Source organism: Zestomonas carbonaria, from assembly GCF_904061905.1.
Lineage (GTDB): Bacteria > Pseudomonadota > Gammaproteobacteria > Pseudomonadales > Pseudomonadaceae > Aquipseudomonas > Aquipseudomonas carbonaria.
Map to the genome: position 1 here is coordinate 60,964 of NZ_CAJFCI010000029.1, position 14,517 is coordinate 75,480.

A 14,517-nucleotide genomic window follows, 5' to 3' on the forward strand; every position below is an offset into this window, starting at 1 on the left:
TTTCAATCGGCGAAGCCGACTCAGACGCCGGAGGCTTCGGCAGCCGCCACGTCCTTGATGGACAGCTTGATGCGGCCGCGGTTGTCCACGTCCAGCACCACCACCTTCACTTCCTGGCCTTCCTTCAGAACGTCGGTGACCTTCTCGACGCGCTGATCGCTCAGCATCGAGATGTGCACCAGGCCATCCTTGCCGGGCAGGATGTTGACGAAGGCGCCGAAGTCGACGATGCGCTCAACGCGGCCGATGTAGATCTTGCCGATCTCGGCCTCGGCGGTGATCGCCAGGATGCGCTGCTTGGCCGCTTCGGCCGCTTCCTTGGTCTCGCCGAAGATCTTCACCGAACCGTCGTCCTCGATGTCGATCGAGGCCTTGGTCTCTTCGCAGATGGAGCGGATGGTCGCGCCACCCTTGCCGATCACGTCGCGGATCTTGTCCGAGTCGATCTTCATCGCCAGCATCGCCGGGGCATTCTCCGACAGCTCGCTGCGCGACTCGGCGATCACCTGGTTCATCTGGCCGAGGATGTTCAGGCGTGCTTCCAGGGCCTGCTGCAGGGCGATCTCCATGATCTCTTCGGTGATGCCCTGGATCTTGATGTCCATCTGCAGCGCGGTGACGCCCTTGGCGGTACCGGCTACCTTGAAGTCCATGTCGCCCAGATGGTCTTCGTCACCGAGGATGTCGGTCAGGACGGCGAACTTCTCGCCTTCCAGCACCAGGCCCATGGCGATACCGGCCACCGGCGCCTTCATCGGCACGCCGGCGTCCATCAGCGCCAGGGAGGCGCCGCACACGGAGGCCATCGAGCTGGAACCGTTGGATTCGGTGATCTCGGAAACCACGCGGATGGTGTAGGGGAACTCGTCGCCTTTCGGCAGCATGGCCTGCACGCCACGGCGGGCGAGACGGCCGTGGCCGATTTCGCGGCGACCGGCGCTGCCCATGCGGCCGCACTCGCCGACCGAGTAGGGCGGGAAGTTGTAGTGCAGCATGAAGCTGTCGCGGCGCTCGCCTTCCAGGGTGTCGAGCAGTTGCGCGTCGCGGGCGGTGCCGAGGGTAGCGACGACCAGGGCCTGGGTCTCGCCGCGGGTGAACAGCGCCGAGCCGTGGGTCTTGTCGAGCACGCCGACTTCGATCTTCAGCGGACGCACGGTGCGGGTGTCGCGACCGTCGATGCGCGGCTTGCCGTTGACGATGTTCTCGCGCACGGTGCGGTATTCGATCAGGCCGAAGGCATCCTTCACCTCACCGACGGAAGGCTTGCCTTCCTCGTCACCGGCGAAGGTCGCCACCACCTGGTCGCGCAGCTCGTCGAGACGGTTGTAGCGGTCCTGCTTGATGGTGATGGTGTAGGCCTCGGAGATGGCTGCGCCGAACTCGTACTTGATGGCGTTCAGCAGCTCGGTGTTCTCGGCCGGGGCGGTCCAGTTCCAGGTCGGCTTGCCGGCTTCGGCGGCGAACTCCTTGACGGCCTGGATAACGGCCTGGAATTCCTGGTGGGCGAACAGCACGGCGCCGAGCATCTGGTCTTCGGTCAGCTCCTCAGCCTCGGACTCCACCATCAGTACGGCGGTTTCGGTGCCGGCCACGACCATGTCCAGGCTGGAGGCCTTGAGCTGCTCGTAGTTCGGGTTCAGCAGGTAGCCGGTGTCGGCGTGATAGGCCACGCGGGCGGCGCCGATCGGGCCGCTGAACGGAATGCCGGAGATGGCCAGGGCGGCGGAGGTGCCGATCATCGCGGCGATGTCCGGATCGGTCTTCTTGCTGGTGGAGACCACGGTGCAGACGACCTGCACTTCGTTCATGAAGCCTTCCGGGAACAGCGGGCGGATCGGACGGTCGATCAGGCGCGAGGTCAGGGTTTCCTTCTCGGAAGGACGGCCCTCACGCTTGAAGAAACCGCCGGGGATCTTGCCGGCGGCGTAGGTTTTTTCCTGGTAGTGCACAGACAGCGGGAAGAAGCCCTTGCCCGGGTCGGCTTGCTTGGCGCCAACCACGGTGACCAGCACGGAGACGTCGTTGTCGACGGTCACCAGCACGGCGCCAGAAGCCTGGCGGGCGATGCGGCCGGTCTCGAGGGTTACGGTCGACTGACCGAACTGGAATTTCTTGGTTACCGGATTCACGGTGTTTTCCTTCTCTTTGTTGCCTTGGGGAAATCGGTGGAAATGCCGGGAGTCGGACCCGATGCAGTCCCTAGAAAAGCTTGAAGCTGAAAGCCAAAAGCTGGAAGCAAGAACGATGTCTCACTTCCAGCTTCCGACTTCCAGCTTCCAGCTCGCTTGCGTCTTAGCGACGCAGGCCCAGACGACCGATCAGGGCGCTGTAACGAGAGGTGTCCTTACCCTTCAGGTAGTCCAGCAGCTTGCGGCGCTGGTTAACCATGCGGATCAGACCACGACGGGAGTGGTGGTCCTTGCCGTTGGCCTTGAAGTGATCCTGCAGCTTGTTGATGTTGGCGGTCAGCAGGGCAACCTGCACTTCCGGAGAACCGGTATCGCCTTCAGCTTGCTTGTACTCGTTAACGATCTGGGCTTTTTCTTCGACGCTCAGTGCCATGTTGGGCTCCTCGAGTGAACAGGCCGGGAACGATTCCCGTGTTTAGAAAAGAGGTATGACCGTGCCTGTTGACAGCCACCCTCGCATCGGTCACGCGGACCGAATCAGTCGACGCGGCGCAACGCGCCCGTCTTCGCCAACCTCACCGATACCGATGAAGCGGCCAGTGTGATCCTGCACCCGGACCATGCCGAACTTCGGCGCTTCCGGGGCTCGTACCGGCTGACCGTGCAGCCAGTAGTACGCGCTGTGTTCCGAGAATTGCAGCAACGGCCAATGGGTCAACCCGCTGTCGGACGGCAGCAGGTAACGGTCCAGCGCGGCGCTACCCTCCGCCTCGTGCACCTGGATCAGTTCGTCCAGGGTGACGGTCTGGTCCAGGCTGAACGGCCCGGCCAGGGTACGACGCAGTTCCGCGACATGGGCGCCGCAACCGAGCAACTGGCCGATGTCCTCGACCAGGGTACGGATATAGGTACCCTTGCTGCACGCCACGGCCAGTCGTACCTGCGACTGTTCGAAGGCCAGCAATTCCAGGCGCGCAATAGTAACAGAACGCGCCTCGCGCTCCACTACTTCACCAGCTCGCGCCAGTTTGTAGAGCGGCTGGCCATCGCGCTTGAGAGCCGAGTACATCGGAGGTATCTGCTTGATTTCCCCACGGAAACGCGGCAGCAGCGCCTCCAGCTCGGCGCGACCAACGGTCACCTCGCGACGCTCGAGGACTTCGCCCTCGGCGTCACCGGTGCTGGTGATCACGCCCAGTTGGGCCACGGTTTCGTAGCCCTTGTCGGCATCCAGCAGGTATTGGGAGAACTTGGTCGCCTCGCCGAAGCACAGCGGCAGCACGCCGGTGGCCAGGGGATCGAGGCTGCCGGTGTGCCCGGCCTTCTCGGCGTTGAGCAGCCAGCGGACCTTCTGCAACGCGGCGTTGGAAGTCAGCCCGCGCGGCTTGTCGAGCAGGATGATGCCGCTGACATCGCGGCGGATACGTTTGACCTGGGCCACGCTCACTCGTCCCGATGCTTGTTGTCTTCGGCCACCGCGCGCTCGATCAGCGCCGACAGGTGGACGCCACGGGCGATGCTCTCGTCGAAGTGGAAATGCAACTGCGGCACGCTGCGCAGCTTCATCACCCTGCCCAGTTGCATGCGCAGGAAGCCGGCGGCGTCATTGAGGATTTCCAGGTTCTGGGCGACCGCCTCACCTTCGTCGACTCCCATCACGGTGGTGTAGACCTTGGCGTGGCCGAGATCGCGGCTCACCTCGACGGCGGTGATGGTGACCATGCCCAGGCGCGGGTCCTTGATCTCGCGGCGGATGAGCTGCGACAGCTCGCGCTGCATCTGGTCACCGATGCGCTGGGTACGACTGTATTCTTTAGCCATCAATCATTACTCACTAAAAGCCAAAAGCTGGAAGCTCGAAACGGAAAGCGGCATCAGCCGATTCCCCGCCCCTGGCTTCCAGCTTCTGGCAGGCGTTCGCTTACAGCGAACGAGCCACCTGGACCTTCTCGAATACTTCGATCTTGTCGCCGACCTTGACGTCGTTGTAGCTCTTCACGCCGATACCGCATTCCATGCCGGCACGCACTTCGGACATGTCGTCCTTGAAGCGACGCAGCGATTCCAGCTCGCCCTCGAAGATCACCACATCCTCGCGCAGGACGCGGATCGGGCGGTTGCGGTAGACGATACCCTCGACCACCATGCAGCCGGCGATCGCGCCGAACTTCGGCGAACGGAACACGTCACGCACTTCGGCGATGCCGAGGATGTTCTCGCGCACGTCGCTGCCGAGCATGCCGGTCAACGCTTTCTTGACATCCTCGATGATGTCGTAGATCACGTTGTAGTAGCGCATGTCCAGGCCTTCCTGCTCGACGATCTTGCGCGCGCCGGCATCGGCCCGCACGTTGAAGCCGAACAGCACGGCATTGGAGGCCAGCGCCAGGTTGGCGTCGCTCTCGGTGATGCCGCCGACGCCACCGCCGACCACGCGGACCTGCACTTCCTCGTTGCCGAGGGTGGCCAGGGAGCCCTGCAGGGCCTCGAGGGAACCGCGCACATCGGCCTTGAGGACGATGTTGAGGGTTTTCTTCTCGTCCTGCCCCATGCTCTCGAAGATGTTCTCCAGCTTGGCGGACTGCTGGCGGGCCAGCTTGACCTCGCGGAACTTGCCCTGACGGAACAGAGCCACTTCGCGCGCCTTCTTCTCGTCGGCGACCACGGTCAGTTCGTCACCGGCGTCCGGCGTACCATCCAGGCCGAGGATCTCGACCGGAATCGACGGACCGGCTTCCTTGATCGGCTTGCCGTTCTCGTCGAGCATGGCGCGCACGCGGCCATAATTGGAGCCGACCAGGGCCATGTCGCCCTGGCGCAGGGTACCGTCCTGGACCAGCACGGTGGCCACCGGGCCACGGCCCTTGTCCAGGCGCGACTCGACCACCACGCCACGACCGGGTGCGGTCGGGGTGGCCTTGAGTTCCAGTACCTCGGCCTGCAGCAGCACGGCTTCGAGCAGTTCGTCGATACCGGTACCGACCTTGGCCGAGACGGGCACGAACTGGGTGTCGCCGCCCCACTCTTCCGGGATCACATCCAGCGCGGCCAGGCCGTTCTTGATGTTGTCCGGGTTGGCGTCCGGCTTGTCCATCTTGTTCACCGCGACCACGATCGGAACGCCAGCCGCCTTGGCGTGCTGCACGGCTTCCTCGGTCTGCGGCATCACGCCGTCGTCGGCCGCCACCACTAGGATGACGATGTCGGTGGCCTGGGCACCACGGGCACGCATCGCGGTGAACGCGGCGTGGCCGGGGGTGTCGAGGAAGGTGACCATGCCGCGGTCGGTTTCCACGTGGTAGGCACCGATGTGCTGGGTAATGCCACCGGCCTCGCCCGCGGCGACCTTGGCGCGACGGATGTAGTCGAGCAGCGAGGTCTTGCCGTGGTCGACGTGGCCCATCACGGTCACCACCGGAGCACGCGGCACTGCCTCGCCCTCGAACTTGAGGGACTCGGCCAGTTGCTCTTCCAGGGCGTTGTCGCTGACCAGCTTGACCTTGTGGCCCAGCTCTTCAGCCACCAGTTGAGCGGTTTCCCGGTCGAGCACCTGGTTGATGGTCACCGGAGTGCCCAGCTTGAACATGAACTTGACCACCTCGGCGCCTTTCACCGACATCTGCTGAGCCAGCTCGCTGACGGTGATGGTCTCGCCGATACTCACTTCGCGCACTACCGGGCCGGTCGGGCTCTGGAAGCCATGCTGGTTACGCTTCTTCAGCTTGGACTTGCCACGACCGCCGCGACGGAAGCCGTCGGAATCGTCATCCACGCTACGGGTGGAAACTCGCGGTGCGGGCGCCTTTTCCTTGAGGCTGGTGCGGTGCGCGGAATTCTTGCGCTCGCCACGGCGATCGTCGTCGGCGGTACGGGCACGCTCGGGACGACGCGGCTCTTCCTTCTTGCGGGCATCCGCGGCGGCATCCGCAGCCGGAGCAACAGGCTCGACGACCGGGACTGCGACCTCTTCGACCTTGGCAGCCGGAGCACTTTCCTCCGCCACGGACGGAGCCACAGCCGCCGCTTCGGCGGCAGCTTTCTGCCGGGCCTGCTCTTCAGCGGCCTGGCGCTTGGCTTCTTCCTCGGCGGCCTTCTGGCGCGCAGCTTCTTCGGCAGCACGCTGCTCCTCCAGCTCGCGCTTCTTCTCCGCCTCGATCTCTTCGGCGCTGCGCTTGACGAAGGTCTTCTTCTTGCGCACTTCAACGCTGATGGTCTTGCTCCCCGCGACACGCAGGGTGCTGGTGGTCTTGCGCTGCAGGGTAATCTTGCGCGGCTCTTCGACCTTGTCGCCGTGACTACGCTTGAGATAAGCCAACAGGGCCTGCTTCTCGGTATCGGTCACAACCTGTTCGGCGCCGGTGTGCGGCAGACCCGCCTCGCGCATCTGCAGCAGCAGGCGTTCCACTGGTGTATCGACCACTTGGGCCAGTTCTTTCACCGTGACTTGCGTCATGCACTTCTCTCCTCGGACCGCTACTTACTCGAACCAATGGGCTCGGGCGGCCATGATCAACTTGCCGGCTCGCTCCGCGTCGATGCCGTCGATGTCCAGCAGATCGTCGATCGACTGCTCGGCCAGGTCTTCGCGGTTCAGCACGCCACGCACAGCCAGTTCATGCGCGAGTGCCTTGTCCATGCCCTCGAGAGAGAGCAGGTCTTCGGCCGGTTGGGCGTCAGCCAATTTTTCTTCGGTGGCGATCGCCTTGGTCAGCAGGCGGTCCTTGGCCCGCATGCGCAGCTCGCTGACGATATCCTCGTCGAAGCCGTCGATGCTGAGCATTTCTTCCATCGGTACGTAGGCGATCTCTTCCAGGCTGGTGAAGCCTTCCTCGACCAGCACCTGGGCCAGTTCCTCGTCGACACCCAGCTCGTCGATGAACGACTGCATGATGTCGCCGGTTTCGGCCTGTTGCTTGGCCTGGATGTCGGCCTCGGTCATCACGTTCAGCACCCAGCCGGTCAGTTGACTGGCCAGACGCACGTTCTGGCCACCACGGCCGATGGCCTGGGCCAGGTTGTCCTCGGCGACAGCGATGTCCATGGCATGGGCGTCCTCATCGACGATGATCGCCGCGACTTCCGCCGGCGACATCGCGTTGATCACGAACTGCGCCGGGTTGTCGTCCCACAGCACGATATCCACCCGCTCGCCGCCCAGCTCGCCGGAAACGGCCTGGACACGCGAACCACGCATGCCGATGCAGGCGCCCTGCGGGTCGATGCGCTTGTCCTTGGAACGCACGGCGATCTTGGCGCGCGAACCCGGGTCGCGGGAGGCGCCCATCACTTCGATGAGCTCCTCGGCGATTTCCGGCACCTCGATGCGGAACAGCTCGATCAGCATCTCCGGCGCGGTACGCGACAGGATCAGTTGCGGACCGCGGTTCTCGGTGCGGATTTCCTTGAGCAGCGCACGCACGCGGGCACCGACGCGGAAAGTCTCGCGGGGGATGATGTCTTCGCGGGCCAGCAGCGCTTCGGCGTTGTTGCCGAGGTCGACGATGACATTGTCGCGGGTGACCTTCTTCACGGTGCCGGAGATGATGTCGCCCAGGCGCTCGCGGTAAGCCTCGACCACCTGGGCACGCTCGGCTTCGCGAACCTTCTGCACGATGACCTGCTTGGCGGTTTGTGCGGCGATGCGGCCGAACTCGATCGACTCGACCGCCTCTTCGAGCACGTCGCCCACCTTGGCGCCCGGCTGGCGCTCCTGCGCCTGCTCGACGGTCAGCTCGGCAGCCGGGTTCTCCAGCAGTTCTTCCTCGACCACGGTCCAGCGACGGAAGGTGTCGTAGTTACCGGACTGGCGATTGATCGCCACCCGCAGATCGACCTCGTCGTCAAAACGCTTCTTGGTCGCCGTGGCCAGAGCCAGCTCCAGCGCCTCGAAAATTACGCCGGCCGGTACACCCTTCTCGTTGGATACCGACTCAACAACCAGCAGTACTTCTTTGCTCATCGTACGCCTCGCCTTTCGCAATCCATTGGATCCGCGCAATCCGCGTACCCATGCGGGATCCGCGTCTCAGTCAAACCTGGGGACAATGTTGGCCTTGTCGATCGAGTCGATCGGCAGCAGGTACTCGTGGTCGTCCACCTGAACCACCACGTCCTGCTCCTCCACGCCACGGAGGAGGCCCTGGAAGTTGCGCCGCCCTTCGAAAGGCGTGCGCAACTTGATCTTCACCTGCTCGCCGACATGGCTGGCGAACTGTTCGAGCGTGAACAGCGGCCTATCCATGCCGGGTGAGGAAACCTCGAGGGTGTATTCGCTGCTGATCGGGTCCTCGACATCAAGGACACCGCTGATCTGACGGCTGACGATTTCGCAATCATCGACCAGGATACCGTCAGGCTTGTCGATATAGACGCGCAGCAGCGAATGCCGCCCCTGGGAGAGGAACTCGATGCCCCAGCATTGATAGCCAAGCGCCTCGACCACCGGGGCCAACAAGCCCTGCAAATCTTCTAGCTTGCTCGACACCTGAGCCTCACTTGCGTGCAATACAAATAAAAAATGGGCGAAACGCCCATCCCTTCAAACCGCCGCGGAACGCGCGGCTACTGAGTGTCCAGCTAGCAAAAAGCCCCTGAAAAGGGGCTCTGCTACTACTGGTTGCGGGGGCTGGATTTGAACCAACGACCTTCGGGTTATGAGCCCGACGAGCTACCAGACTGCTCCACCCCGCGTCAAAGCTGGGGGCGAAGTATACGACCGCCCCGCCCGGGGGTCAATCGAAGCTCCGCCAACAAGAAAGCCCGCTATTGCGGGCCTGCTTGTAATTGGTACCGAGGAGGGGACTCGAACCCCTACAGCCTATGGCCACTACCACCTCAAGGTAGCGTGTCTACCAATTCCACCACCTCGGCAAAACTGTTTACTTCTGTTCCGGAGCCGCGGGTACGTCACTCGCACTATCGGCTGCCGGCTTTTCCTCCAGCACCGGGACATCATCTGTCGCCGGACGCTGCTGAGGAATCTCGAGCACTGCCGGGTCAGGCAGTCCAACTCGGGTCAGCGCATCAGCCTTTTCCTTAGCAAAGTAGGCTAAGCCCAAGCTGCTAATGAAAAAAGCGGCGGCAAGTATAGCAGTAACTCGACTCAAAAAGGTAGCGGAACCTTGGCTACCGAAAACAGTAGCGGAAGCACCCGCACCAAAAGAGGCGCCCGCATCCGCACCCTTGCCCTGCTGCAGCAGAACCAGAACGACGACGCACAGCGCCGCCAGCAGATGCAATACAACAACGACAGTTTCCAGCATTTCTCAGCTTCCCGCGGCACGACAGATCGCACCGAACTCGTCCGCATTCAGGGAGGCCCCACCAATGAGCCCTCCATCGATATCCGGCATGCGGAACAGTTCGACCGCATTGGCCGCTTTCACGCTGCCGCCGTACAGAATCCTTACCCCTCGCGCGACTTCGCCATTCTCGGCCGCCAGTTGCGCGCGGATCGCCGCATGCACTTCCTGGGCCTGCTCCGGCGAGGCTGTCAGCCCCGTACCGATGGCCCAGACCGGCTCGTATGCCACTACCGCCTGGACAAACGCGCCGACACCCAACTCCTCGATGATGCTGCCGAGCTGTCGCCCGACCACCTCGATCGTCTTGCCCGCCTCGCGCTGCTCGAGCGTCTCGCCGACGCAAAGCACCGGGACCAGACCGCAGGACTGCGCGGCGGCGAACTTGCGGCTGACCATCTCGTCACGCTCACCCAGAATCAGGCGACGCTCCGAATGCCCGACCAGCACCAGGCTGCATCCCGCATCGGCCAACTGGCTGGAGGCAATCTCTCCAGTCAAGGCGCCCTGTACCGGCTCGACCGCGCAATTCTGCGCTCCGACGGCAATCGACTTGCCTTCAAGCCCGGTCATGACCTGGGTGATATGCAGGCAGGGCGGGAAAACCGCAACCTCGACACCACTCGGCAAAGCCAGGTGGCGAAGACCTTTGATCAGCTCAGCGACGCTGGCTCGGGTACCGTGCATTTTCCAATTTCCGGCAACCAGGGGGCGACGCATGCTTTACCTCGTCGATCAAAGTGGGCGCAGATCTTACCCAAGAGCCTGCAGAGTCGCAAGCGAATCAAATACATAAGTGGGCTTCAAGCTTCAAGCTTCAAGCTTCAAGCTTCAACAGGATCACGATTGCCGATCTCCCCGCCAAGGTTCGCTTGCGGCTTGTGGCTTGTGGCTTACCGCCGCTTCATGCGCAAACCTCAGCTACTACTTTAGCCAATTCATCGGCATAACCGCGGACTTGCGTCTCATCGTCGCCTTCGACCATCACCCGCACCAGCGGCTCGGTCCCGGATTTGCGCAGCAGCACCCGCCCACGCCCCTGCATTTTCTCGGTGACCCGGGCGCAGGCATCCTGCACGGCCGGATGCGACACCGGGTCGACATCCCCGGAGAAACGCACGTTGACCAGCACCTGCGGGCACTTGCGCACGCCTTGCCGTGCTTCCGCGAGGGTCTGGCCACGGTGCTTCATCGCCAGCAGCACCTGTAGCGCGGCGATGATCGCATCGCCCGTGGTGGTGTGCTGGAGGCAGACGATGTGCCCGGAGTTTTCCCCACCCAGTTGCCAGCCACGCTCCAGCAGTTCGGCAATCACATAGCGGTCGCCCACCTTGGCGCGCACGAAGGGAATACCGAGGTCGGACAGGGCCAGTTCCAGCCCCAGGTTGCTCATCAGGGTGCCGACCACTCCGCCGACCAGCTTGCCGCGTTCCTGCAGATCGCGGGCGATGATGAACATCAGCTCGTCGCCATCCACCAGCGCGCCGGTATGATCGACCATCAGCACACGGTCGGCGTCGCCATCGAAGGCGATGCCGAGATCCGCATGCTGCTCGACCACCGCGGCCTGCAAAGCAGCGATATGCGTGGAACCGCAGTTGTGGTTGATGTTCAGCCCATTGGGCTCGGCCGCCAGCACCGACACCTGGGCGCCCAGCTCGCGGAACACGCTCGGCGCCACCTTGTAGGCCGCGCCATGCGCGCAGTCGACCACCAGCTTCAGCCCGGCAAAACTCGTGTTGCTCGGCACGCTGCCCTTGCAGAACTCGATGTAACGTCCCGCCGCGTCGTTGATGCGTGAGACCTTGCCCAGCCGCGCCGACTCCACCACGGTCATCGGCGCATCGAGCAGTTCCTCGATCATCAGCTCGATCTCGTCGGGCAGCTTGGTGCCCTTGCCGGAGAAGAACTTGATGCCGTTGTCGTCGTGCGGATTGTGCGAAGCGCTGATGACGATGCCCGCCTGCGCCTGGAAGGTACGGGTCAGGTAGGCGATGGCCGGCGTCGGCATCGGCCCGAGCAACTGCACGTCAGCCCCTGCAGCGGACAGGCCCGCCTCCAGGGCGGACTCGAACATGTAGCCGGAGATCCGCGTATCCTTGCCGATCAGTATCCGGCAGGCACCCTGGCGGCGAAACGCCATGCCGGCCGCCCAGCCCAGCTTGAGCACGAAATCGGGGGTGATCGGGTATTCGCCGACCCGGCCACGGATACCGTCGGTGCCGAAATATTTTCTGCTCATATGATTCTTATCCTTTCTCAGTCCGCCGCCTGCACGGCAGCGATCATCCTCACCACATCCACGGTCTCGGCCACATCGTGAACCCGCAGGATACGCGCGCCCTTGGCCACCGCCAGGGCGGCCAGGGCCAGGCTGCCATACAGCCGCTCGCCCACTTCGCGCCCCAGGGTCTGGCCGATCATGCTCTTGCGCGACACGCCGACCAGCAAGGGACAGCCCAACCCATGCAGGACATCCATATGTTTGAACAGGCTCAGGTTGTGCGCCAGCGTCTTGGCGAAACCGAACCCCGGGTCGAGCACCAGGCGATCACGGGAAATGCCGGCCTCGACGCAGGCCTGCACACGCTCCTCCAGGAAGCCCTGCACCTCGCCGAGCAGGTCGTCGTACCGGGGGCTCTGCTGCATGGTGGCAGGCTCGCCACGCATGTGCATCAGGCATACCGGCAAACCGGTGGCCGCCGCCGCGTCCAGTGCGCCATCACGCTGCAGCGAACGCACGTCGTTGATCAGCCCGGCGCCCAGGCGCGCCACTTCGCGCATCACTGCGGGCGTCGAGGTGTCCACCGAAATGATCACGTCCAGCTCGGCGGCGATCGCCTCGACCACCGGCGCCACCCGCTCCAGCTCCTCGAGCGGAGGAACGGCCCGCGCACCGGGGCGGGTCGACTCGCCACCGACATCGATCAGCGTGGCGCCGGCCGCGACCATCGCCTCGGCATGACGCAGCGCCTGGTCGAGCCGGTTGAAGCGACCACCATCGGAAAAGGAATCGGGCGTGACGTTGAGGATGCCCATCACCTGCGGATGGCTCAAATCAAGAAACCGGCTGCCACAGGACAGCCGGTTCGAGTGTTGCATTGAAGTCATGTACAGCCTTAGTGCTCGGCGGCCGGGCCACCAATGGGCTTTTCGGGAAGATCTCCGCCCTCGCTGCTGGCGACCGGCTTGCCGGCGTCGTCACCGCCCCAGTCACGCGGTTCGCGCGGCGGCCGACCGGCCATGATGTCGTCGATCTGGTCGGAGTCGATGGTCTCGTACTTCATCAGCGCATCGGCCATCGCGTCGAGCTTGTCGCGATTCTCCTCCAGCAGCCGCTTGGCCGTGGCGTAGCAGTGGTCGATGATGCTGCGTACCTCCTGGTCGATCATCTTGGCGGTTTCGCCGGAGACGTTGGTGTGCTGGCTGCCCATGCTGCGGCCGAGGAACACTTCGCCCTCTTCTTCCGCATACATCAGCGGACCGAGCTTCTCCGACAGACCCCACTTGGTCACCATGTTCCGCGCGATCTGCGTGGCACGCATGATGTCGTTGGAGGCGCCGGTGGTCACACCGTCGAAGCCCAGGGTCATTTCCTCGGCGATACGACCGCCGAACAGCGAGCAGATCTGGCTGGTCAGCGCCCGCTTGGACAGGCTGTAGCGATCCTCCTCGGGGAGGAACATGGTCACGCCCAGCGCACGTCCGCGCGGGATGATCGACACCTTGTAGACCGGGTCGTGCTCGGGCACCAGGCGGCCGACGATGGCGTGGCCCGCCTCGTGGAACGCGGTATTGAGCTTCTCCTTCTCGGACATGACCATGGATTTGCGCTCGGCGCCCATCATGATCTTGTCCTTGGCCAGCTCGAATTCCTTCATTTCGACGATGCGCTTGCCGGCACGGGCGGCGAACAGCGACGCCTCGTTGACCAGGTTGGCCAGGTCGGCGCCGGAAAAGCCCGGCGTACCGCGGGCGATCACCGCCGGCTTGACGTCGTCGCTGACCGGCACCTTGCGCATGTGCACCTTGAGGATCTGCTCGCGACCACGGATGTCCGGCAGGCCGACCACCACCTGGCGGTCGAAACGGCCGGGACGCAGCAGCGCCGGGTCGAGCACGTCGGGACGGTTGGTCGCGGCGATGACGATGATGCCGTCGTTCATCTCGAAGCCGTCCATCTCCACCAGCAACTGGTTGAGGGTCTGCTCGCGCTCGTCGTGACCGCCGCCCATGCCGGCGCCACGATGGCGACCGACGGCGTCGATCTCGTCGATGAAGATGATGCACGGCGCGTGCTTCTTGGCCTGGTCGAACATGTCGCGCACACGGGAGGCGCCGACACCGACGAACATTTCCACGAAGTCCGAACCGGAGATGGTGAAGAACGGCACCTTGGCTTCGCCGGCGATGGCCTTGGCCAGCAGGGTCTTACCGGTACCGGGCGGGCCGACCATCAGCACGCCGCGCGGGATACGCCCGCCCAGGCGCTGGAACTTGCCCGGATCGCGCAGGAACTCGACCAGTTCGCCGACTTCTTCCTTGGCCTCGTCGCAACCGGCGACGTCGGCCAGGGTGGTTTTCACCTGGTCTTCGGAGAGCAGGCGCGCCTTGGACTTGCCGAAGCTCATCGGGCCGCCCTTGCCGCCCGCGCCGCCCTGCATCTGGCGCATGAAGAACATGAATACGGCGATGATCACCAGGATCGGGAAGCTGGCGACCAGCAACTGGGTCCAGATGCTCTGCTGCTCGGGCTTCTTGCCTTCGACCACCACGTTGTTGTTGATCAGGTCGCCGATCAGGCCCGGGTCCTCGATCATCGGGCGCACCGTGGTGAACGGCTTGCCGTCGGTGCCGACGCCGCTGATGGTGTAGCCCTCGATGCTCACCCGCTGCACGCCGCCATCCTTGACCTGCTCGATGAACTGCGAATAGTTCAGCGTCTGCGGCTCGTTGGGGCTGGAGAAGTTGTTCATCACCGTCACCAGCACGGCTGCGATGATCAGCCACAGGATCAGGTTCTTTGCCATGTCGTTCAATTAGCTACCCTCTGAAGCAAGCCGTCCGGGAACGCGCCTCGCATGATG

General features: G+C 63.7%; 12 protein-coding genes and 2 tRNA genes. All 14 read right to left on the bottom strand.

The annotated features are described in order from the left end of the window. Positions 1-20: 20 nt before the first annotated feature. Entirely contained in the window at positions 21-2,129 is a 2,109-nt protein-coding gene (gene pnp, locus PSEWESI4_RS06260; RefSeq protein WP_187670331.1) for a polyribonucleotide nucleotidyltransferase, read from the bottom strand. A gap of 163 nt (positions 2,130-2,292) precedes the next feature. Further along, positions 2,293-2,562, bottom strand: coding sequence for a 30S ribosomal protein S15 (gene rpsO, locus PSEWESI4_RS06265; RefSeq protein WP_187670332.1), 270 nt, complete (start codon positions 2,560-2,562; stop codon positions 2,293-2,295). Between the two features lie 90 nt (positions 2,563-2,652). Next, a complete protein-coding gene (gene truB / locus PSEWESI4_RS06270; RefSeq protein WP_187670333.1) occupies positions 2,653-3,570 on the bottom strand; it encodes a tRNA pseudouridine(55) synthase TruB in 918 nt (305 codons plus the stop codon). Between the two features lie 2 nt (positions 3,571-3,572). Then, entirely contained in the window at positions 3,573-3,950 is a 378-nt protein-coding gene (gene rbfA, locus PSEWESI4_RS06275; RefSeq protein WP_187670334.1) for a 30S ribosome-binding factor RbfA, read from the bottom strand. A gap of 100 nt (positions 3,951-4,050) precedes the next feature. Continuing rightward, a complete protein-coding gene (gene infB, locus PSEWESI4_RS06280; RefSeq protein WP_187670335.1) occupies positions 4,051-6,582 on the bottom strand; it encodes a translation initiation factor IF-2 in 2,532 nt (843 codons plus the stop codon). Positions 6,583-6,606: 24 nt separating this feature from the next. After that, positions 6,607-8,088 carry a transcription termination factor NusA gene (nusA, locus tag PSEWESI4_RS06285; RefSeq protein WP_187670336.1) on the bottom strand — a complete coding sequence of 494 codons (1,482 nt, stop codon included), beginning with the start codon at positions 8,086-8,088 and terminating at the stop codon, positions 6,607-6,609. 66 nt (positions 8,089-8,154) lie between these two features. After that, positions 8,155-8,613, bottom strand: a complete 459-nt coding sequence (gene rimP, locus PSEWESI4_RS06290; RefSeq protein ID WP_187670337.1) for a ribosome maturation factor RimP — start codon at positions 8,611-8,613, stop codon at positions 8,155-8,157. Positions 8,614-8,742: 129 nt separating this feature from the next. After that, positions 8,743-8,819 (bottom strand) — tRNA-Met (locus tag PSEWESI4_RS06295). A gap of 94 nt (positions 8,820-8,913) precedes the next feature. After that, positions 8,914-8,999: transfer RNA gene (locus PSEWESI4_RS06300), tRNA-Leu, on the bottom strand. Between the two features lie 8 nt (positions 9,000-9,007). Then, positions 9,008-9,391, bottom strand: a complete 384-nt coding sequence (gene secG / locus PSEWESI4_RS06305; RefSeq protein ID WP_187670338.1) for a preprotein translocase subunit SecG — start codon at positions 9,389-9,391, stop codon at positions 9,008-9,010. A 3-nt stretch (positions 9,392-9,394) separates the two neighbouring features. Beyond that, on the bottom strand, positions 9,395-10,150 hold the full coding sequence (gene tpiA / locus PSEWESI4_RS06310; RefSeq protein WP_187670339.1) for a triose-phosphate isomerase: 756 nt from the start codon (positions 10,148-10,150) through the stop codon (positions 9,395-9,397). Positions 10,151-10,334: 184 nt separating this feature from the next. Then, the gene (gene glmM, locus PSEWESI4_RS06315) at positions 10,335-11,672 is read right to left on the bottom strand and encodes a phosphoglucosamine mutase (RefSeq protein ID WP_187670340.1); all 1,338 of its coding nucleotides are present in this window, start codon (positions 11,670-11,672) and stop codon (positions 10,335-10,337) included. Between the two features lie 17 nt (positions 11,673-11,689). Next, positions 11,690-12,541: a dihydropteroate synthase gene (gene folP, locus PSEWESI4_RS06320; RefSeq protein WP_187670341.1), complete on the bottom strand. Its 852-nt coding sequence runs from the start codon at positions 12,539-12,541 to the stop codon at positions 11,690-11,692. Between the two features lie 8 nt (positions 12,542-12,549). Further along, positions 12,550-14,469 carry an ATP-dependent zinc metalloprotease FtsH gene (ftsH, locus tag PSEWESI4_RS06325; RefSeq protein ID WP_456243206.1) on the bottom strand — a complete coding sequence of 640 codons (1,920 nt, stop codon included), beginning with the start codon at positions 14,467-14,469 and terminating at the stop codon, positions 12,550-12,552. Positions 14,470-14,517: the final 48 nt, after the last annotated feature.